Annotated in this window: 20 protein-coding genes; 6 read left to right on the top strand and 14 right to left on the bottom strand. The window is 55.6% G+C overall.

The window, feature by feature from the left end:
• Positions 1 to 182 precede the first annotated feature (182 nt).
• Positions 183 to 701, bottom strand: a complete 519-nt coding sequence (locus ACMTNU_RS02610) for an outer membrane protein (protein WP_413933643.1) — start codon at positions 699 to 701, stop codon at positions 183 to 185.
• A gap of 255 nt (positions 702 to 956) precedes the next feature.
• Complete coding sequence (locus tag ACMTNU_RS02605) at positions 957 to 1277, bottom strand: TRL-like family protein (RefSeq protein WP_413933642.1); 321 nt, start codon at positions 1275 to 1277, stop codon at positions 957 to 959.
• Positions 1278 to 1520: 243 nt separating this feature from the next.
• Here ACMTNU_RS02605 and ACMTNU_RS02600 point away from each other — a divergent pair, with 243 nt between their 5' ends.
• The 3 genes from ACMTNU_RS02600 to ACMTNU_RS02590 all read left to right on the top strand — a co-directional run bounded on the left by ACMTNU_RS02600 (position 1521) and on the right by ACMTNU_RS02590 (position 4782).
• A complete protein-coding gene (locus ACMTNU_RS02600) occupies positions 1521 to 1949 on the top strand; it encodes a PEGA domain-containing protein (protein ID WP_413933641.1) in 429 nt (142 codons plus the stop codon).
• Between the two features lie 359 nt (positions 1950 to 2308).
• Complete coding sequence (locus tag ACMTNU_RS02595) at positions 2309 to 2818, top strand: DUF3015 domain-containing protein (RefSeq protein ID WP_413933640.1); 510 nt, start codon at positions 2309 to 2311, stop codon at positions 2816 to 2818.
• A 56-nt stretch (positions 2819 to 2874) separates the two neighbouring features.
• Positions 2875 to 4782, top strand: a complete 1908-nt coding sequence (locus ACMTNU_RS02590; protein ID WP_413933639.1) for a DUF4105 domain-containing protein — start codon at positions 2875 to 2877, stop codon at positions 4780 to 4782.
• A 24-nt stretch (positions 4783 to 4806) separates the two neighbouring features.
• Here ACMTNU_RS02590 and ACMTNU_RS02585 read toward each other — a convergent pair whose 3' ends face one another.
• A complete protein-coding gene (locus ACMTNU_RS02585; protein ID WP_413933638.1) occupies positions 4807 to 5061 on the bottom strand; it encodes a hypothetical protein in 255 nt (84 codons plus the stop codon).
• Positions 5062 to 5155: 94 nt separating this feature from the next.
• On the opposite strand from ACMTNU_RS02585, the gene ACMTNU_RS02580 reads away from it, so the two are divergent.
• Positions 5156 to 5995, top strand: coding sequence for an alpha/beta hydrolase (locus ACMTNU_RS02580; protein ID WP_413933637.1), 840 nt, complete (start codon positions 5156 to 5158; stop codon positions 5993 to 5995).
• A 35-nt stretch (positions 5996 to 6030) separates the two neighbouring features.
• Here the strand turns inward: ACMTNU_RS02580 and ACMTNU_RS02575 are convergent, their stop codons facing one another.
• From ACMTNU_RS02575 to ACMTNU_RS02535, 9 genes are all read right to left on the bottom strand, one after another.
• The gene (locus ACMTNU_RS02575) at positions 6031 to 6435 is read right to left on the bottom strand and encodes a hypothetical protein (RefSeq protein WP_413933636.1); all 405 of its coding nucleotides are present in this window, start codon (positions 6433 to 6435) and stop codon (positions 6031 to 6033) included.
• 18 nt (positions 6436 to 6453) lie between these two features.
• Positions 6454 to 7188, bottom strand: coding sequence for an SDR family NAD(P)-dependent oxidoreductase (locus tag ACMTNU_RS02570; protein WP_413933635.1), 735 nt, complete (start codon positions 7186 to 7188; stop codon positions 6454 to 6456).
• Between the two features lie 27 nt (positions 7189 to 7215).
• Positions 7216 to 8010, bottom strand: a complete 795-nt coding sequence (locus ACMTNU_RS02565) for a TIGR04282 family arsenosugar biosynthesis glycosyltransferase (RefSeq protein WP_413933634.1) — start codon at positions 8008 to 8010, stop codon at positions 7216 to 7218.
• A 34-nt stretch (positions 8011 to 8044) separates the two neighbouring features.
• Complete coding sequence (locus ACMTNU_RS02560) at positions 8045 to 8737, bottom strand: TIGR04283 family arsenosugar biosynthesis glycosyltransferase (RefSeq protein ID WP_413933633.1); 693 nt, start codon at positions 8735 to 8737, stop codon at positions 8045 to 8047.
• Between the two features lie 19 nt (positions 8738 to 8756).
• Positions 8757 to 9170: a hypothetical protein gene (locus tag ACMTNU_RS02555; protein ID WP_413933632.1), complete on the bottom strand. Its 414-nt coding sequence runs from the start codon at positions 9168 to 9170 to the stop codon at positions 8757 to 8759.
• Between the two features lie 2 nt (positions 9171 to 9172).
• Positions 9173 to 10327: a 2'-deoxycytidine 5'-triphosphate deaminase gene (locus ACMTNU_RS02550; RefSeq protein ID WP_413933631.1), complete on the bottom strand. Its 1155-nt coding sequence runs from the start codon at positions 10325 to 10327 to the stop codon at positions 9173 to 9175.
• Entirely contained in the window at positions 10327 to 11520 is a 1194-nt protein-coding gene (locus ACMTNU_RS02545; protein WP_413933630.1) for a KamA family radical SAM protein, read from the bottom strand. Before ACMTNU_RS02545 ends, ACMTNU_RS02550 begins: the two co-directional genes overlap by 1 nt.
• Positions 11521 to 11537: 17 nt before the next feature.
• Positions 11538 to 11870: a glutathione S-transferase N-terminal domain-containing protein gene (locus ACMTNU_RS02540; protein ID WP_413933629.1), complete on the bottom strand. Its 333-nt coding sequence runs from the start codon at positions 11868 to 11870 to the stop codon at positions 11538 to 11540.
• A gap of 76 nt (positions 11871 to 11946) precedes the next feature.
• A complete protein-coding gene (locus ACMTNU_RS02535; RefSeq protein WP_413933628.1) occupies positions 11947 to 13422 on the bottom strand; it encodes a hypothetical protein in 1476 nt (491 codons plus the stop codon).
• Positions 13423 to 13660: 238 nt separating this feature from the next.
• Here ACMTNU_RS02535 and ACMTNU_RS02530 point away from each other — a divergent pair, with 238 nt between their 5' ends.
• Positions 13661 to 15121 (top strand): phosphatidylglycerol lysyltransferase domain-containing protein, encoded by a 1461-nt coding sequence (locus ACMTNU_RS02530; protein WP_413933627.1) that lies wholly within the window; start codon positions 13661 to 13663, stop codon positions 15119 to 15121.
• The gene (locus ACMTNU_RS02525) at positions 15118 to 17430 is read left to right on the top strand and encodes a PAS domain S-box protein (RefSeq protein ID WP_413933626.1); all 2313 of its coding nucleotides are present in this window, start codon (positions 15118 to 15120) and stop codon (positions 17428 to 17430) included. Before ACMTNU_RS02530 ends, ACMTNU_RS02525 begins: the two co-directional genes overlap by 4 nt.
• A 100-nt stretch (positions 17431 to 17530) precedes the next feature.
• Here the strand turns inward: ACMTNU_RS02525 and ACMTNU_RS02520 are convergent, their stop codons facing one another.
• Together ACMTNU_RS02520 and ACMTNU_RS02515 are read right to left on the bottom strand one after the other, a co-directional pair.
• Positions 17531 to 18046, bottom strand: coding sequence for an NADH-quinone oxidoreductase subunit B family protein (locus tag ACMTNU_RS02520; protein ID WP_413933625.1), 516 nt, complete (start codon positions 18044 to 18046; stop codon positions 17531 to 17533).
• 11 nt (positions 18047 to 18057) lie between these two features.
• A complete protein-coding gene (locus ACMTNU_RS02515) occupies positions 18058 to 19650 on the bottom strand; it encodes an NADH-quinone oxidoreductase subunit C (protein WP_413933624.1) in 1593 nt (530 codons plus the stop codon).
• Positions 19651 to 19661 lie beyond the last annotated feature (11 nt).

The raw sequence follows: 19661 nt of genomic DNA, 5'->3' as shown, positions 1-19661 counted from the left end.
TGGGCTATACTCGAGCCAAGGCAGTTTCAGGATGCTCAAACGGGCTGTCCAGCAAGGCCGTAGTGAGCGAAGTGGCGAGGCGTACGCTTCGGTACGTTGAGCCGCTGAGCGATGCGACCTGCCTGCGCGAAGCGCTTCGGCGAAGGCAGGGAACGCCGCCGGCAGACTTTTTCAGCATCCTGCTAAAAACGTAGTCCAATCCCCAGTAGTCCATAATGACTGCGAAAATCGACTGCTAGTCCTTCCCAGTGATAATTTGACGACAGATATCGATACTCACCGAACAAAAAGACCGCGATATCTTGCTGCGCATTGAAGAGACTGAGGTGGGGGGTCAGCATGACTTGTGTTCCACCAAGAAACTGATGCGTGAAGGCGCGGGCTGAGTCAAAGTCCCTGTCGTCGCGTCCCGCGATGTTCGGATTGAGGAGCGTGCCGTGAGACCAACCGATGCCGCCGCCGATGTACGGACGAATCCTTTCGCCTGGATAACGGAGGATCACGTTGAACGTCGTGTTGATCATGAGCAGGTCCGAACGTCCCGTTTCATTATTGCGTCCATTCGCGATGTTGGGGAACGAGAGGGCCGTGCCATGTACGTTGGAGTCCATCTCGAGGCCCACGATTCGTTTCAGAATGGCTGGAAAGACTCCGATCTTGAACCCCGCTCCAAAGCCCTGCTGAACTGAGGCGGAAACCATCGTTCCTTGGTTGAAGAGATCCTGATCTCCGGGCAACCTGCCTAGTGCGTATCCACTCAGTTCAATATCTCCAAATTCGGCTGGGAATGCGACGTCGGTAAGGCTTGGGCAGCAAAACAGCAAACTCAACAGTGCAGTCGATCGTACCAGGGAATGGAGTCCCATGGTTCAGCAAGAAAGTGAAGGCTGGAAAATGAAAGGGCCTTCCGGACATAATCCTGAAGGCCCTTTCATCTATCCGTGAATGCGAGTTGACTAGTTACCACGAACGATCGTGCACCACTCACCGATAATGCCAAGAATGTTCTTGGCTGAGTGGTCGACGACCGCAACGGTGGTGATACCACCAGCCGCTTTGGCTGCTGAGACGCTTGCATCACCGGTGGCGACCCAACCCAGGATCGACTGGCCGCATGCCTTCCCCTCTTTGGAGGCTCCTGAGGCGTCGGTAGCGGTATCGCCGTACTTCGCTTCGGTGTAAATCGTGCCCAACATCGGAGACGCAACAATCATACAACCGGAAGTGCTAAGTCCGATGAGCAGCGCGAGTGAAAGTAGAAGGCTCGTACGCTTCATGAATCCTCCTTGTGGATGAAGTTTAGTAATCCCTTGGTACCATGCTTAGCTAGACTAAGCTCGTTACCGAGAGGGAGTATAGTCATATAGGTGAAATCCGTCAATCTGAAAGTTGATCCGGTGTGATACCCCGCCATCCATTGAAAGAGAAGCGGATCTCCTCATTCTCACGAATGTGCAACCGGGGATTTGCGGGCACTTCTCTGGCATGATATGAGTGGGAAAACAAACGTGAGGGTGTCCATGCCATTCAATATCATCAGATTTGCTCAAGCGTATGCTCGTGTACTCGGAGTCTTGACCTGTGTGGTCTATGTGTCTGGATGTTCGTTGTTCGGTGGGTCATCGCAGAACTTCTCGGTCAGTTCAGATCCGATGGGTGCGACCGTTCGGATCAATGGTCAGCAGGTTGGTGTCACACCGCTCCAACAGCAAGTTTCTCGACGAGGGGACTTGCTGGTTGAAGTAGAAAAGGCAGGATACAAAAGCCAATTTCGGCAGACCTCCAGAAAACTGAGTTCCTTAGGAATTGTGGACGTGATCGGTGGAGCGGTGTTTCTGCTTCCGCTTATTGGTCTGATCGCACCGGGAGCATGGGAACAGGATCCTGCTGCGATAGGGTTTTCTCTCGAACCTACTGCCGCGTCATCGGCTTCCACTCCCGCCCCCTGACATTGCCGAAATTATCAGATGGTTTTGCTGGAGAGCCGGTACAATCGGATGACTGTGCAAGCTCAGACAATTCTCGGGAGAAGCCTTTTGTGCTTTGGCAGCTCTGTACTTGAGTGTGCGACTTGGACTGGGTAGATCATTGTGTCGTCACGCCATCCGCCTTCGGATGTTCCGTGGAGAGGAGAAAAGTCGTTATGCTGCTCATCGACTTCCTTGCGAGCACGATTCCTGAGTCCCTCTGCGTGGGTAACGGTCTGTATAAGAAAATTTCTCTCAACATTGGAGTCGAAGTCAGCTATACTCTGCGTTGTTTCAACAATGGTGTGGGTACTTAACCACTTTCTAACGGAGGAGGACTTATGTCGAAGAAGGTGCTTTTATTAGCCGTTGCGATCCTGTTTGGGAGTCAGGCGGGGCTAGCAATGGCGGCAAATCCAGACACTGGTCCAGGCTGTGGGTTAGGAAAATTGGCTTGGGGGGATTACAAAGGTCAGAAGGAAATTGCCCCTCAGGTGATGATGGCTACCACCAACGGGACATTCGGCAGCCAGACATTCGGCATCAGCTCTGGGACCTCCGGATGTACGAACGATGGCAAGATCATGGGTGAGCATAAGACGACCATGTTTGCGTCGTTGAATTTCGATGCCCTTACGGCCGAGATGGCGCAAGGGCAGGGTGAACATTTGGCCTCGCTTGCGACGCTGATGGGCATCCCTGCGGAGCGGCACGGAGAGTTCTTTGCCATGACCCAGGAGCGGTATACGTCCTTGGTTCAAGCTGGGGAGGCTTCTCCGGTCGCGTTGGTGAAGTCCCTCAACGATGCGGTCGCGGGCCATCCGATCCTCGCGCAAGTATCAGTACGCTAAGTTATTGCAGAGGGCCCTGGCATATCAGTCAGGGCCCTTCTTGTCTCTTTTACGCCGTGCTGCTCCCCCTCATTGCCTTTCTCGCCTGCCTGCTCGCTCCGGTTTCATCGGATGCACAGCAATCAGATTGGAACGTCTATCAGAAGCAGCTCATCGACCAGGCTGAACAAACCAAACTTGCGGAGCAGCGTGAATGGCACCTGCTATTGCACTATCGGAAGAGCCTCTTTGGGGGCTATGAGAGCGAACAGGACGATCCGGGTTTTTTCCTGTCCCCCAAAGGCAAGAGGGATCCTGCTGCTGAGCTTGCAGCGACTCTTGCGCAATTCTTTTCCATTGATCTCGTTGGTCGCTCAAAGCAGCCTGCGCAATGCGCGTTCATTGCGCGGTATCACTGGCTCAAGGAACAGTTGCAATTTGATCCGACTCGACTCCCACCCATCACCTGTGAGCGGTTTGATCAGTGGTATGAGGATTTTGAGGTTCAATCGATCTCTCTGATTTTTCCCGCAGCTTTTTTGAACAACCCCGCCTCCATGTTCGGCCATACCCTATTCCGGGTTGATCAAAAGGGGCAGACAGAGCAGACAAGAATTCTTGCGTACACCATCAATTACGCAGCGGAGGTGCCTCCCAATGCCGGTCTTGCCTACCCAATACGCGGCATCTTCGGAAGCTATAAAGGGTATTTTTCGACGATTCCCTACTATCTGAAAGTTCAGCAGTATCGAGACATCGAAAACCGCGATATTTGGGAATATCGCCTGAACCTCACGGGAAAACAGTTGCGGCGCTTTTTAATGCATGCTTGGGAACTGGGGAATGCCTACTTCGACTATTTCTTTTTCAAGGAGAATTGTTCGTACCATATTCTTGCGCTGTTGGACTATGCCGATCCTACCTTGCACTTGACCGATGAGTTTATTGGATGGACGGTCCCGGCCGATACGATTCGATTGGTCGTATCAAAACCGGGCCTGGTATCCGATATCACCTATCGTCCTTCCCGCAGTACGGTTATCAGGCGCAAGCGAGAAGCCTTGCCGGCCGCAGAGCGGGATTTAGCACATCGGATGACGCAGGATGTTGGGGTATTGACCTCATCAGCGTTCGCTCAGTTGGGACCAGCCAAGCAAGCTTTTTTACTGGATCTCGCATCGGACTATCTCCGGTACCGGACTGAGACCACCGATTCTCCAAAGCTCGAGTGGAAGGAACGTAATAGGGTAGTGTTGACCACACGCAGCCAAATCCGCATTCCATCCGAGGAGTTCCCGGTGCATCCGTTTGCGAAGCAGCCTGAACTTGGACATAAAATACACCGAGTTGCGATCGGAGGAGGCTGGCGTAATAACGATACCTTTGAGGAAGCGACCTTTCGCGGTGGCTATCACGACTTGCTCGATCCTGAAGTTGGGTATACCCCCGATGCGCAGATCGAAATGGCGTCGGTCACGGTGCGGCATTACAATCAAACGGGTCAGACCAGAGTAGAACGGGCCACGTTGCTGAATCTTCTGTCACTCTCACCGATCGACTCCGTCTTTCACGCTCCCTCATGGAAGCTCAACGTCGGGATGAATACCATCCGGCATCATGATTGCCAGCTTTGCAGCAACGGGTTCTTCAACGGCGGGATCGGTGGGGCGAAAGAGTTGCGGTTGCTCAACCGGGAAGTGTTGTTCGCCTTTGCCGAAACAGAGGCAAGTATCAGTAGGGCGTATCATGAGATGCATCGAATCGGCGGAGGTGGAATAGTCGGCATCCTGGCTGATATGAACGAGCGTTGGAAAATTATGGCAACGGGGTCATATCTAAAATTTCCCTTGGGTGACAAGTCGGACGATTTTCGGTGGTACGTCGGATCGCGGTTCACGCTGGCCCAGAATTGGGCGGTCAGGCTGGAATACAATCATCGTGATCGGGATAATGATGTCCTTTTCAGCGTCCAGGCCTATTTTTGAGTGCGAGAGAGTCCTGGTGGGGAACTAGTACTTGATTCGCTTGAGGTGGAATCGAGAGAAGGCGTCTGACTCGAGCGTGGGGTGGGGTGTCTTCGTCCTTGGCTGGTTAAAATCAACATCGCTCTCCCCTTTGTTCGCTCCGACCTTGATGTGCTCAACGTCCGGTTCCTTATCCCCAACCATCGCCATCATGACGGAACACCCAGAGAGGGTCAGCAGCACGTATAGGGTCAGCAGCACAAACAGTCCACAGAGTAGGCTGGAACCGGATTTGAGCATCTCATCCTCCATGTCGCGCGGAAGGTGGAAGGCCGTTGACGAATGAGCTATAGCGCGGTTTAGAAAATGAGACAAGCAAACCTTGATTTTGTTCATGCGTTGGAGTTCGTCGGCTTGGGTGGGTCTGGTGTTTCCTTCTCTGCGTCGGTTCCGGTATCCTTCGTCTGTGAGCCTCCTCGATCAATTCTTCGTCTACTACCCTGAGCCCTGGCAAGACCGAGACTGGGTACGGCTCAGCGGATTGCCGCTGGAAGAAGTCTGGTTTCACGCTGCTGATGGAGTGCGCTTGTTTGGCTGGTATGTTGAAGCAGCGGCGGATCGTCCCGTCATGCTCTGGTGCCATGGTAATGCAGGAAACATCAGTCACCGCCTTGAGAATCTGAAGCTGTTGTTCCAGCTGGGGCTGTCCGTATTCCTGTTCGATTATCGGGGATATGGAAGGAGTCAGGCGGTTCGTCCAAGTGAGAAAGGGCTTTATGACGATGCGTATGGAGCCTATAACTATCTCACGCGCATCAGAAAAATTCGCCCCGAACGGATTGTGCTATTCGGCCGATCTCTTGGAACAACGGTGGTGGGTGAATTGGCCGTACAACGACCGGCCTCAGCGCTGATTCTTGAATCGTCCTTTCCCTCCATTGAGGCAGTGGCGCGATTTCATTATGGTGGGTTGCCGGTCCATTGGCTGCTTGGCGCTGAACATCGGTTGATCGACCGTATCCCTCAGCTATCCCTTCCCAAGTTGATCATCCATGGAGATAAAGACGACATCATTCCTATTGAGCTAGGGCGGCAGGTGTTTGATGCAGCCCTACCGCCGAAGGAGTGGCACGTGATTCAAGGTGCGGGGCATAACGATACCTACCTTGTCGGGGGCGGAGTCTATTTCCGGCGGCTGGGTGAGTTTATTCGGAAGTCCATCAGCGCATACTGAAATCAAGGCACAGCCGGTGCGATGCACTCGTCGAATTAGCTCTTTGCTTCCCGTGGCGGCCAGTTCATTTCAGTATGTCGGCCGCAGTAGTAGCACTGGAGGCGATACCGAGCCTTGCGGCGTGGATTAGGCAAGGAGATGAAGGTAATGGGCGTGTCGTCGTACGGACAAGTCGGTTGATCGTGGAGTAAGTGTGTTTCGGCCATCAAGGTGATGGAGGCCACATCCCAGGCAGGCTGGTGTTCTTCTTTGCCGGTAATCTTTTCTGACGTATGGCATCGTTCGCAGGAGGCTTCGTAGATTTTGATCCGACCATTGTGGGGCGTGTGATCGGCGACATCCATGGGGCCCCCGCAGCCGGGGTTGCTACAAGATAGATGTTCATGCTGAAGGGCTTGAACGAAACGTCGCTGGCTCTCTCGTTCCTGCGCTGATCGCATGCATGCCTCCTCGTGTTGTTATATTCCCCATCCTCCACTGATCTGGATGTTCGCGCCGTTGACGTAGCGGGCTTCGTCACTTAACAAATACCGAACAGCAGCGACCGTATCGTCGACGGTGCCGATGTATCCGGCAGGAATGCGCTTCGTCATGGCGGCCAGTTCTTGAGGGGGCGCACTTCCCGAGTCAATGAAGCCGGGAGAGATAGCGTTGACAGTAATGCCGTAGGGCGCCAGCAACTTCGCGAGTGTGCGCGTCAGGATCAGGACTCCGGCTTTGGCGATGTAATGGCCGGTCACATCCGGTTGGGCTTCCATTTGATCGGCGTTGGCCATGCTGAAGTTGATGATCCGTCCGGCCTTGCGCACCTTCATGCCTGGGGCCACGGCCTGTGCCAGGTAAAAAATAGGATGGAGGTTGCCGGCAAACATCTCGTTCCAGCCCTCGACTGTTTCATCGAACAAATTAATGCGGTGATAGGGGCCGGCACCATTGATCAGGACATCGATTCGTCCCCATTCTTGTTCAACTCGGGCGATCAGATTTTTGGCGGCTACTGGATCGGAGACGTCACAGCGGATCGCCAGTGATCGTCCTCCTCGCGCCATGATGTCTTCTGCCGTTGCGTTGGCCTCGGCTTCGCTGGTTCGATAACAAAGGGCGATCCTCCAATGTCGCGCTGCTAAATCAAGCGCGATTCCCCGGCCAATGCCCTTTGCTCCTCCCGTAATGAGTGCAACCGGTTGATCCATACATCCTCTAGATTTCGATGTGTCTCATTATGCTCTTGAACGAATCCGCTTGGCGAGTATTTCCAAGACTCCAGCAGTACGATTTGAAAAAGTCCGTTCGTTCTTTGGTCTCTTGCCGTCGGCAATATTGGCATCAATGAGAGCCTGCAGATCAGCAATCGTATCCACATCACGCCAGAGATCAAGCAAAGCTGCCTTCAGTCCCAGTGTAGCCGCTTTGTCTTGTGTGAGTTTCAGTACCTGATTAGTCGACCATGGAATATCAAGAAAGAGTGTGGGGTGAGGCTGTTTGAGGCCAATCAGATAATAGCCGCCATCCTGGGCGGGACCGAGTACAAGATCATGCTGCTCCAGCTTAGTCAGAGCCTGCTTAAGATGGTCGAGCGGAACGGTCGGAACATCAGTCCCGATGATCAGGACCTGCCGGTAGCCTCGTGCGAATATCGTCTCGAAGGCCTGGTGCATGCGTGCGCCGAGGTCCTCGCCGACTTGATCAATCGCCTTCACCCCATGCCGCTCTTCCATGATTTTGAAAAACACATGTGTAGAAGGGGGTGCGCAGGCCAGGTAACGATCAAACGCCAATTTGAGCGTTGTCGTGGCGAGCTTTGTTCGTTCCAGCGTATCGAGGACAAAACTTCCGTGGAGCGTGGCGGCTTCGTCCGGCGTCAGAGGCGGGCAGAGTCGTGTCTTCACTTGGCCAGGTATGGGCGCTTTGGCAAAAATCACGAGGGCAGCGTGAGACGTGAGACGTGAAGCGTGAAGCGATTTTGGATTGGTGGATTGTTTGCCTTCCGAGAGTTTTGTCGTTCTATTGTTCATATCGCCTACCCCCTTACGCCGTACACTTCACGATCTACCGAACCACTTTATACCATCGGTTCAACCGTGAGGGGTTGACGCCGGCCCAATAGAGGAATCGCAACGTCCACATCAAGAGGATGGTTCTCAGGGGGCCCTGCTGCTCCCATCGTCGAAAAGAGGTGGTGACCGTTTGGCGAAGTGCCACAGTCGACCCGGCTCGTTTGAGTCGTCGGCTGAATTCAATGTCTTCCATCAGCGGGATGTCCGCAAAGCCCCCAAGTCGTTCGAAAATGTGGCGGCGGACAAAGATGGCCTGATCACCCGTGGCGATGCCGCTCGTGCGGGAACGCCAGTTCATGAGTGTCCCAATGATACTTCCCCAACCGGAACGCGTGTCGAATCGGACGTCGAATCGTCCTCCCACAACGGCAGGATTTGCCAGCGCCGATTCAATGATCCGAGGAGCTTCCTCTACCACCTGCGTGTCGGCATGCAAGAAAAGTAGAATGTCTCCACGGCTGGCTTTCGCTCCCTCGTTCATCTGACGCGCTCGTCCGGTCGGTGCTCGCACGAGCTGAGCCTTGGGTGTGTGCGCGCAAAAGGTATTTGCAATTGCGAGCGTGCGATCGGTGCTACCTCCATCAACAATAATGATTTCACTCGTGTGAGTGGAGGGGAGGTCGGCCAGAGTCTGCCCGAGGACCTGTTCTTCATTCAGAGTTGGAATGATGACGGAGATCGTCATCTAGCAGAATTCATTACGCTCAGGTGGTCGGCTTCTTGGGCTCGACGAACATGAAATACATGACGATGATGATGGTGGTCCAAAACAGCACTTGTTTGTGCCAAAACAGGACTTCACCATATTGAAAGAGTCCCAAGGCCAACAGGACGGCCGTTGCCATGACACTATACCGAATGGCCGGCGTTTCGACCGCGGCATTAGCCCAGACCGCGAGGCCGCCAAAATAGATCAGAAACGGCACGATATTAATCTCAAACCCGCCGCTGATGGAAAGAAACACATTGAGAAATCCGATAAACATCAAGGCCGTGCCGACCATCAGCCCGATGACGTGGATTTGGTGGTCAGCATTTCCGCGTGGGTCCTCCGGTTCGGAAGGCGGCGACGGACGCGCGGGTTCGTCATGATGAGAGGGTAGATCGGATGGAGCCATAGTTAGATCTTGAAATGTTTGCTGAGTGTGAGGGCCTGTCGCTGGTACGATGAGCCTAAGCCTGATCCATAGAGTTGTGTCGGGTTGGCCATCATGGTTTCGTACAGCACCTTAAAAAACGTTTGCCCATCGTGGATCAGAAACGGTACGTCGTGCGGACGAACCTCCAGGACGACCTGGGTGCCTTTGATCTCGCCCTTTGAGCCGTAACCGAAGCCCGGGTCGAAAAACCCGGCATAGTGGGTTCGCAGTTCACCGCAGGCCGCTTCGTAGGCCACCATTTCCGCAGCATAGCCTGGCGGCACCCGGATGCGCTCTTTGGACACAAGGATATAGAACTCTTCCGGCTCCAATAGCAAGCTGTCGTGGCGGTGGCGGTAGAGCGGCTCCCAGAAGTCAGCTGCAGCATAATGCCCGACTTTCTCGAGGTCAATGACATGACTGTTCTTTTTTGCGCGGTACCCGATCACGCGGGACTCTCGCTGATCCCCACCGGTGAGATCAATGCGAAGAAACAGACCCCGTTCAGCGCGAACGTCTTGACTGCCTATGCGTTTGGTGGGCGCCACGTTGTGATACAGCAAGGGCGTCGCGCGATGGAGGGTGTGAAGCGATCGGTCTGAAACCGTGGCCTCGCCGCGCACAAACCGGACTTGGTTCAGCGACTGTCCGGTGCGGACTTTGATGGCAAACGAGCGGGGAACGACCTCGAGGAATAGTTGCCCCCGATAGCCGGCTCGGATTTCATCGAATCCCGACGTGAGATCCGTCACCACGCGGGTGAACACATCCAGACGGCCGGTCGTGCTTTTCGGATTCGCCCGTGCGCGGATCGTTGTGGGGAGCGCCAATTCTTCCAGCAGAGGGACCAGGTAGACGTGGCCCTTTTCAAGAATGGCACCGTCGCTGAGATCCATTTCGTACATCACGAGGTCCGACTGATAGAAGTCCATGACATTCAGGCGGGAGGAGATCGCCGAGAGTTCCGGCAAGAAACTGCTGATCAATCGGTAGGCTTTGCGGCCAAGACGGAGGTCGAGACTGGCCGGTTGGATCTGTCGGTCCTCAATCGCTGGAGCGGCACTGATGGCCCCTCCGGCGATCAACCGCCGGATGTCCTGATAGGGGAAAATCCCGGATCGGAGTGAATGAGTCATCACAGCTCGTCCGCATCTCCCCCGCAGCTGTTCCCCCACATGGCGTAGCCGTCGCGATCGGGGTAGCTATCCCCGCAAGCCGCATAGGCCTCTTCCGCCTCATCGACAGGGGAACCCACACCGACCATCGGGAGTTCCCGTCGACCGTCTGCCTTTGGTTGGGGGTAATGGAAGGTCTTGTTCTCGTAGTTGCGGAGCACGGCACCATCCTCATCCAGATGGACCAGGTAATTATCGGGAAGCAAGGGGATCTTGCCTCCTCCACCCGGTGCATCAATCACAAAATGAGGAACGGCCATGCCGCTGGTATGGCCCTGGAGCGCCTTGATGATCCTCAGACCCGTTTCGACCGTCGTCCGGAAATGGTTCGTTCCCTTAGTTAGGTCTGCTTGATAGAGGTAATAGGGCTTCACCCGCGCCAGGAGGAGCTGATGGACGAGCCGTTTCATGATGTCAGGATCGTCGTTCACTCCTTTGAGCAGGACGGTTTGCGCGCCGAGTGGGACCCCGGCATCAGCGAGGCGACCGCAAGCCGCCTTCACCTCCGGTGTCAGCTCATCGGGATGGTTGAAGTGCAGATTCATGTAAATCGGGTGGTACTGCCTTATGATTTCGCAGAGTCGAGGCGTAATGCGCTGCGGTAAGCTGCCGGGGACGCGGGATCCGATCCGGATGAGCTCCAAGTGCGGGATCGTCCGGAGCGCCTTCAGGATGCGTTCAAGAAGATGATCGGGCAGCAGCAGCGGGTCTCCCCCAGACAGGATCACATCACGGACTTCGTTGTGCTCACGCAGGTACTGGATGGCGCGGTCCAGTTCACCCTTCTTGAGAAACCCCGGTTTTCCAACCAGTCGTTTTCTGGTGCAGAATCGACAGTAGATCGGACATTGGTTGGTGACCATGAGCAGCACGCGATCCGGGTAGCGATGCACGAGGTGGGGAACCGGGCTCATGAGGTCTTCCTCGAGCGGATCGTCGTCCGCTGCGATGTCATCTAATTCGGCCGCATCGGGGACCACCTGTTTCCAGATCGCATCATCTTTCGACCGGATCGTCTCGAGGACGGTCGGTGTAATGCGCATGGGGTAGGGGCCGACAATGGCTTCGACTTCTTGTTCATCGAGGCCGAACCGTTTGGCCAGGTCTTTCGGTTTGACGATGCTCTTTGCCAGAACTTGCTGCCAGTCTTCCATAGGTTGACCTTCGTCGATTACTTAAGCCGACAAGAAGGATGCTCGTCGTCTGGGCTTGGTTCGTCTGGTGTGGTGCGGGCTTGCGAGTGAAACTGGGTGGAGGCTGGATGGCCCACGCTGCCCGCTTTGGCACGCTCATCCAGATAGGCCAAAATGTCGGCGGTTTCCGTCAGAACGAGATCTCCGTCCTTCAGGACAGGCACATAGTATTGACCGGAGACGTCGTACACCTGCGTGCGCATCCGTCTGCTATCCGGCACGATGACGGGGTCATAGGTCAACCCCAGGTCGGCCAACTTGCGCAACACCACAAGGCAGTCCGGGCACCAGTCGACATGAAAAAGGGTCATCGCCATGCTCATATTAGGCTATCAGGAACAGGGAGAAAGTGAAACGCCAAATTTATGGCAGAAGGGAAGGGGCTCATCACTCGGGACGCACGGCGCAGGGAACCATAATGGCGTCCTTCATTCCGTGAAGAATCTTCTTGTCGGCCGGGCAGACGGTGGCCAGAATACCGGCGAGTTCGACCGTGCCGTCGGACACGAAATAATAGGGAGATAGGCGTGCGCGGCCAGACATCCGGACGATGGCCTGGGAGGCGTCGTCCATGAAATCCATGTCAAACAATCGTCCCTTATGGAATTCTTGCAGGATGTAGGGTGTCGTCGGGAAGGCGGCGAGTGCGTTGCGAAGCGCCTGGCTCCATTCGGCCTGCGACAGATCATGCCCGATCGAGACCCCTCGGCTTCCCCACGCGAGTTCAGAAAATCCGGACGGCTTGATGACAAAATGGCGTTCTTTTTGGGTGGCTCCTTCGAGAGCCGTCCATTCTGCCACCGCGTGACCTCTCAGGGACAACTCCGGAATCGTGGCGATGGCCGGAAGCGGAGTCGGGTCGAGCAACCAGGTCTTGGGCATGACTGCTTGCAGATGCCGCAAACAGTCGGAGTCCAGAGATTGTTCCCAGAACGGCCTCAAGATGGGATGATGGAGGAGCGCAAAGGCGGATTTCTCCTCAAGCGCCGGCTTATAGGGGGGGGTGATGGCGACCCGATCTTTTTTCCCGGCGTATTGGATGAGCTCGGCCTTGGGAATATTCAACAGGTCGAACAGCTCATAAAACCGATAGACGACAGCAATGGGCTGCTCTTTGTCGTCGATACGCAACCGAAGGCCTTCTTCCGTGAAGATCACCTCGCGAGGCTCAATGCACCAGGCCGCGATGCCTCCGTTCCGAAGTTGAGCGGCCAGCCAAGACATTTCCGGGCGATAGTCCTTGGATTCCTCTGAAACGAGGATCGCGATGCATCCCTCGCGCTGCTGGCGAATGGTTTGCAACATACGGGCAAAGCCACGGACCATCCCGTCCCGTCCTCCGACAAGGCCGGAATGGCTGCTTTCAAGATCACCGTAGATCTGCGAAAGGCAAGCGGTGAGTCCGATCCCACCCGGAACGGAATCCAGCTCGGTGATCACCATGCCGTCTTCCGTAGGAATGACATCAGGACGGATGACGGCGGGTAGCTCGTCGCGAAAACGTTTCATCCGGCTGTACTGCACGAGGGCGTCTGGTTTTCCTAAATCGAGATAGGCCGCCACCCAGGCCGGCTGTCTCCCTTTGACGCTCTCGCTGTAGAGCCGATTCAGGGCGCGATAGAATGAAAGCAGCTGTGGCCCTAATGCCGTGAAGAATTGCAGTTGATCCGGAGACACATAGAAGGGGCAGGGGCTCACCCGCCAGGTCGTAGTTGCCTGTAGGGTGGGAGCCTGGTGAGAACTGGAGTCAGCCGATGGAGATCCGAAGAGGTTGGCGTGAGATAAACGTGTTCGAATGGTGACGCAGCGATCACGTGCGGCTTCGGTTGCAAGCTCGTTGCAGGGGGAGGCAGTCGGTACCACGTGAACGAGTCCTACTGGTTGACTTTCGGATCAAGCGAGCAGGAGAGAGCTTTCCTGCTTCAACGGGCCAGATGCTAACATGCACAACACAGGTCGACAAGTGGCCGGCATATCCGCTGCCCATGGATATGGTGAAACCGGAGTGGGGTACCGATCGGATGTGAACGTTCTTGCCACCATGTGATGCTCATCGTATGATGTGTGCTCAGTGGTCCTTCATACAGCGGATTCCAAACGAATGACGAAGACTCTGCCGCAATTTGTGCCGGGGGCGACCTGTTCCCGCTGCGACGTCTGTTGCCGTTTCCCTGAAGCCGACAGTTTTCTTCGTCCCTACTTTACAAGGCGCGAAATCACCCAAGCCGTAGCACAAGGCGTACCGCATTCCTACTTCCCCAACAAGTCCGGCTCGCAAATTGATCTTGTTAAACATCCACAGGGGGAAGGATACCTCTGTCCCGCGTTTGATGCCCTGTCGGGTCGATGCGGAATTTATGAGCAGCGGCCGTTGGACTGTCAGCTGTATCCCTTGGCATTGATGTGGGACCAATCCGGGCGGGAAGTGCTCCTTGGTTGGGATACCAAATGCCCGTTCATGCGAGACGAGCCTTCCCGTTCGATTCAGACCTATGCTGAACAGGTTGAAGCGGTGTTGCGGAGCGACGCGATGATTGAAGAACTTGCTGCCCATCCCCGGCTGATCGGGCCGTTCCAGGACGACGTGATTGTGCTCAACAGACTTCCCCATCTAACGGCTCGGTTGGCTCAGCAGCGAGTCGACCCGCGACTCCATCCGCTCACCGCATCGGATGCGTCGGTATTTGCCGCTGCACTGGAACGTGCTCATGTGCTCCACCCGGACACCCCGGCGGCATTTGCCTTCCCCTTTCACTACATGTGGACGTCGGTCCTTTCCTATTGGTGGATGGAAGTAGGCGACACCTGGTTTCTGTTTGCCAAATCGCCGGATGGGTGGTTCATGCCTCTTCCACCGCTTGGCCCAGGTTCATTGGATCAAGCGATGCAGCTGGCCTTTACGCTGATGCGGCAGTGGAACGGTCCTTCACCGGTGAGTCGCATCGAATCCGTGATGGATGTACAAAAGACGAGGATGACCACTGACGAGATTCAATTCCGTCCGAAAGACGGAGACTATCTGTACTCTGCTGCCGCGCTGGCAGCCTTAGCCGGAGATCCGTACAAGTCTCACAGGGCGCTCTGTAATCGTGCGGCAAGGGAGCAGGTGATCACGAGTGAGCCCTATCGCGCCTCGGATCAGGCAGACTGTGCGCTGCTCTATCGGCGATGGTCGGAACAAAAGTGCCAAGACCATCAGGATCGTCTGGGACAATTGCTGTTGGAGGATGCAGAACCCGCCCACCAGTTAGTGTTTCGAGAGCATGATCGGATAGGTGTATCCGGCAGGGTCATGAGGGTGAACAACAAGATCGTCGCCTATACCTTCGGGTACTGGCTGACTCCAGAGACGTGGTGTGTTCTCTTGGAGGTTGCGGATCGTTCCGTCCCCGGTCTTGCCCAATGGGTTTTCCGAGAAACCTGTCTCATGGCGTCGGTGCAAGGGGCGGTTTGGATCAATGCGATGGATGATTCCGGGCTTCCAGGGCTGCGTGCCGCGAAGTCGGCCTATCACCCGACCGCAGTATTGACGACCTGGATCGCAACAAGGACGACCACATGACTCAATCAGAAGAGCGAACGGCCTCGACGGCTCGCCGGTATGAGTGGATAACCTTTGTGATGGTGCTCCTCACGTTGGCGACGCTAGGGGTGGGGACATTCATGCTCGCCCGTGTCGAACGGAGCATCGTCGCTGCCGTGTGGCTTCCTCTCTTGCTCTTGTTGCTCTGGTCAACCAGTCGATTGCGGAAAGAATATCGGCAAGCTCAACAGGAAAGCGCATGGGCGCGTGCCGCAGAAGCGGCGTTACTGCAGAGTCAGGAACGGAATCGGGCGATTGTCGACACCGCCCTCGATGGGGTGATTACGATCGATGCGGCGGGCATCGTGACGGAGTGGAATGCACAGGCGACCGCCATCTTCGGATGGGCGAGGGAAGAGGCGATGGGGAGGCTGCTGTCAGAGACCATCATTCCTGAACGGGACCGGGAGGCCCATGCGAGCGGGATCCGGGAGTACCTCAAGACCGGCGTCGGTCCGGTGCTGAATCGGCGGATCGAGATTGCAGCACGGCATCGAGACGGCCATGAGTTTCCGGTGGAGCTCGCCGTTTCGCCGGCGCGGATCGGGGAAACCTACATCTTCAGTGCGTTCGTGCGGGATATCACGGATCGTCGTCAAGCCGAACGACGGTTGGCTTCTCAATATGCAGTGACGCGGGTGCTCTCGGAGTCGATTACGCTCGAGCAAGCGGTCCCTAGAATCATCCAGGCGGTCGGTGAGAGTCTGGAATGGGATCTCGGGGTCTTTTGGAGATTGGAGAAACAGTCGGGTACGTTGCGCTGCCTCAATTCTTGGCAGGACGAGACAGGTGCAGCCGATGCGTTCATCACCGAGATGCAGTCTCAAGTCTTTAAGGCGGGGGTGGGATTGCCGGGGAAAATCCTCGAGAGCGGAAGTCCTGTCTGGATCAGAGATGTGACAAAGGAGCCCGCCTTTATTCGAGCCGATCTGGCCGCCAAGACGGGGGTTCGAAGCGCCTTCGGTTTTCCGATCCGTATCGGCGGAGATATCGAGGGGGTGATCGAATTTTTCAGCCATCAGGTTCGGGAGTCGGACAATGAGTTGATCAGTATGATCGCCGATGTCGGGTTGAAGATCGGGCAATTCGGGGAGCGGACGAGAGCCGAAGAAGCATTACACCAGACCGAGGCGCAACTCCGGCAAGCTCAAAAAATGGAGGCTGTCGGGCGGCTCGCCGGTGGGGTGGCCCATGATTTTAATAACCTCTTGACGGTCATCCGTGGCTATAGCGAGTTGATTTTGAGTCGCTTGGCACCAGGGGATCCGGCACGACGGGAGATGGACGAAGTGAAGAAGGCTGCAGATCGGGCGGCAGGCTTGACCAGCCAGCTACTGGCGTTCAGCCGGCGACAATTTGTGGCGGCGAAAGTCCTGGACTTGAATGCGCTGGTCATGAATATGGACCAGATGTTGCGACGACTTCTGGGAGAAGACGTCGTGGAACTTTCCGAGGATCTGGATCAGAAGCTCTGGGCCATCAAGGCGGATCCCGGACAAATCGAGCAGGTGATTATGAATCTGGCGGTGAATGCCCGGGATGCCATGCCGACGGGAGGGAAGTTGACCATCCAGACGAAGAACGTGACCATCGGGAAGGGCAGTCGCCGTCATGCGGTCATGCTTGAGCCAGGTCCCTACGTGCTCCTTGAGATGCGGGATACCGGGCAGGGCATGAGTGAAGAAACGCAAGCCCATCTGTTCGAGCCGTTTTTTACCACGAAAGAAAAGGGGAAGGGAACGGGGCTTGGGCTGTCGACGGTCTACGGGATCGTTAAGCAAAGCGGGGGGACGATCGCGATCGAGAGCAAGGTGGGGCAGGGAACCACCTGCAAGATCTTTTTCCCAAAGGTGAACGAGGCCGTTCAGACGGCTCCGGTCATTGGTGGAGCCATCAGTCGAGCGACCGGACGAGAGACGATTCTGGTGGTCGAGGATGATCCATCGGTTCGCGGCCTTGTGCAGGAGACTCTCCGCCTCAGTGGCTATGAGGTGCTGGTCGCGCGTCACGGGATCGAGGCGCTCTTGACGGGTGCCAAACATTTGGGACCGATCCATCTGCTCTTGACCGACGTGGCGATGCCACAGATGAGCGGGCCTGAGGTGGCGGAGAAGTTGACGGTGGTGCGGCCTGAGCTTAAAGTTTTGTACATGTCCGGGTACCCCGACCATCCGGTGTTCGATCAGGGAGGAGTCAAGCGGGAGACCGCCTTTCTCCATAAACCGTTTACGCCGAATGTCCTCACTCAGAAAGTCCGAGACGTGCTCGACGGCAAGAAGGCCGCGTAGCGGGTTGTTGAAAAAAAACTTTCCGTGCTTCTTAACTCTCGCCCTCTGTCTATGTCGTACGTCAACCAGGGCCCACTGTTCGATGCTGGAATGGGCATCGTTACGCCGTATTGTTTTTTCCCTGCAATTCAGACAGAGCCGCAAGAATTTCTGCCGGACGCGGCGGGCAGCCTAGGATCCGGACATCAACAGGGATGTGCCGTTCTACTGGTCCTGTCACGGCATAACTGCCTTTGAATATGCCACAGTTGATTGCGCAGTCACCGAGCGCAATGACGATCTTCGGATCAGGTGTTTGCCTGTACACATCTTTCAACGCTCGCTCCATGTTGACGGTGACCGGCCCCGTTACCACCAAGGTATCCGCATGGCGTGGCGATGCAGCGATGTGTATGCCGAATCGGTCAGCATCGTACACAGGGTTCAAGAGTGCGTTCATTTCCATTTCACAGGCGTTGCAGGATCCGGTATCCACTTCACGGATCGCGAGCGATCGTTTGAAGTGGCTAGCTTTGTCCTGAGCCTCAGGCGCAACCGGCAGTTCAGGTTTTTCCGCTTTCTGATAACGACCCGTCACGACTCCGATCCTCAGGCTTTTTTTGATGATGCGGAACATGTTCGGCCTCCCTATAGATCGTTCCCAGCATATGAGAGGTTGAAGCTCTTGTTGATGAGCGGAAAGTCCGGGATAATGTTGCCCAGCACCGCCCATTGAATCGCAGGCCAATTCACAAAGGATGGGTCTCGGACCTTGCATCGATGAATCCGACCGTCTTCCCCTGCCATCACCATATACAAGATCTCGCCGCGCCACCCTTCAACCGCTGCCAGTGTCCATGCGCCAGGCTTTGGCAAGGAACGGGGTTGACTGACGATTGGACCATTAGGAATTTTATCGCGCACTTCTCGAATGAGCCGAATGGATTCATGGATTTCGTCGCCCCGGACACGTAATCGTGCTCGCACGTCACCGTAGCGATAGAGCGCAACGTTCACGGGCAGTTCATCATACGCCGCAAAGGGGCGATCCCGTCGGACGTCCTGATCTATCCCCGATGCCCGCCCAACCACTCCTGTCACGCCGTGATCCAAGGCAATGCGCTCCGTCAGAACCCCGGTGGTCTCCAACCGATCTGTGAGTGAGGCATTGGCAAAGATGATGGCGCCCACTTCGGAGAAGTCCCTTTGGATAGCATCGAGTTCTTCCACGAGGATGCTCAGCTGGCTGCGATCGATATCCCAACTGACTCCGCCGACTTGCAGGACACCTCGCAAGAAACGCGAGCCAACCAACCGGTCATTGAGTTGCATGACTCGCTCCTTCATCCGAGCACAATGCGCATAGGCCAGTGCATAGGCCGTGTCATTGCACATCGCCCCGATATCGCCGAGATGATTGGAGAGTCGTTCCAGCTCCAGAAAGAGCGAACGAAGATACTGAGCGCGTCGTGGCACCTGGAGGTCCAGAAGCGTTTCCACCGCTTGACAATAGGCGAGACTGTGCCCCACCGTCGTGTCCCCAGACACACGTTCTGCCAGCAGCACTGCGTCGGTCAGCGTGAGTTGCTCGAATAGTTTTTCAACGCCGCGATGTTTCCAAAAGTGCCGTAGTTCCAGTTGCATGATTGGCTCACCAGCCACGGAAAATCGAAAATGTCCCGACTCAATGATGCCGGCATGAATCGGACCGACCGGAACTTCAAAGACCCCCTCGCCTTCAATATGGTGGAAACGGTATTCACCTTGTTGCCGTTCCAAGAGGTGGTTCCACGAAAAGTCCTTCTGTAGCGGATGGGTTCCCTTCGGCCAATGCTCGTGTCGAACTAAACGACGGAGATCCGGATGGCCTTGAGGAATCAACCCGAACATATCGCGGACCTCGCGCTCATACCACTGAGCGGCATGAATGTGCGGTGTAATAGAGGGAAATAGCCGATCGTGGCCAGCTAATTCAGTGGACAGCACTACCCAGTGGTGAGATGCGTCCAAGGTAAACAAGTAGTACAGCCCGTAGCTGTCACGAACAGGGCGATCATCACAGGCCCATAAGAGCGTCAGCCGACCGCGCAAGCTTGGTTGCGTATGAAGATAGTGGCTGATGGCCGGCAGACGGTCCTTGGGAACCGTGAAATGTGAAGATTTTGCACAAATCGGGTCATGCTTCAGAATGCCTGGGAACGCCGCGGTGAGGAGATCGTCACAGAACATGGCTTCTGACATGCTCATCCTCT

Source organism: Nitrospira sp. BLG_1 (genome assembly GCF_047338595.1).
Taxonomy (GTDB): Bacteria; Nitrospirota; Nitrospiria; order Nitrospirales; family Nitrospiraceae; genus Nitrospira_D.
This window is presented reverse-complemented; position numbering and strand designations above follow the sequence as displayed.

Coding starts and splice junctions, on each gene's coding strand:
- ACMTNU_RS02600 (WP_413933641.1), top strand. CDS start 1,521: ATGCCATTCAATATCATCAGATTTGCTCAAGCGTATGCTCGTGTACTC.
- ACMTNU_RS02565 (WP_413933634.1), bottom strand. CDS start 8,010: ATGAACAATAGAACGACAAAACTCTCGGAAGGCAAACAATCCACCAAT.
- ACMTNU_RS02575 (WP_413933636.1), bottom strand. CDS start 6,435: ATGCGATCAGCGCAGGAACGAGAGAGCCAGCGACGTTTCGTTCAAGCC.
- ACMTNU_RS02525 (WP_413933626.1), top strand. CDS start 15,118: ATGACTCAATCAGAAGAGCGAACGGCCTCGACGGCTCGCCGGTATGAG.
- ACMTNU_RS02580 (WP_413933637.1), top strand. CDS start 5,156: ATGCGTTGGAGTTCGTCGGCTTGGGTGGGTCTGGTGTTTCCTTCTCTG.
- ACMTNU_RS02605 (WP_413933642.1), bottom strand. CDS start 1,277: ATGAAGCGTACGAGCCTTCTACTTTCACTCGCGCTGCTCATCGGACTT.
- ACMTNU_RS02545 (WP_413933630.1), bottom strand. CDS start 11,520: ATGGAAGACTGGCAGCAAGTTCTGGCAAAGAGCATCGTCAAACCGAAA.
- ACMTNU_RS02610 (WP_413933643.1), bottom strand. CDS start 701: ATGGTTTCCGCCTCAGTTCAGCAGGGCTTTGGAGCGGGGTTCAAGATC.
- ACMTNU_RS02515 (WP_413933624.1), bottom strand. CDS start 19,650: ATGTCAGAAGCCATGTTCTGTGACGATCTCCTCACCGCGGCGTTCCCA.
- ACMTNU_RS02530 (WP_413933627.1), top strand. CDS start 13,661: ATGACGAAGACTCTGCCGCAATTTGTGCCGGGGGCGACCTGTTCCCGC.
- ACMTNU_RS02540 (WP_413933629.1), bottom strand. CDS start 11,870: ATGACCCTTTTTCATGTCGACTGGTGCCCGGACTGCCTTGTGGTGTTG.
- ACMTNU_RS02550 (WP_413933631.1), bottom strand. CDS start 10,327: ATGACTCATTCACTCCGATCCGGGATTTTCCCCTATCAGGACATCCGG.
- ACMTNU_RS02585 (WP_413933638.1), bottom strand. CDS start 5,061: ATGCTCAAATCCGGTTCCAGCCTACTCTGTGGACTGTTTGTGCTGCTG.
- ACMTNU_RS02560 (WP_413933633.1), bottom strand. CDS start 8,737: ATGACGATCTCCGTCATCATTCCAACTCTGAATGAAGAACAGGTCCTC.
- ACMTNU_RS02570 (WP_413933635.1), bottom strand. CDS start 7,188: ATGGATCAACCGGTTGCACTCATTACGGGAGGAGCAAAGGGCATTGGC.
- ACMTNU_RS02520 (WP_413933625.1), bottom strand. CDS start 18,046: ATGTTCCGCATCATCAAAAAAAGCCTGAGGATCGGAGTCGTGACGGGT.
- ACMTNU_RS02595 (WP_413933640.1), top strand. CDS start 2,309: ATGTCGAAGAAGGTGCTTTTATTAGCCGTTGCGATCCTGTTTGGGAGT.
- ACMTNU_RS02555 (WP_413933632.1), bottom strand. CDS start 9,170: ATGGCTCCATCCGATCTACCCTCTCATCATGACGAACCCGCGCGTCCG.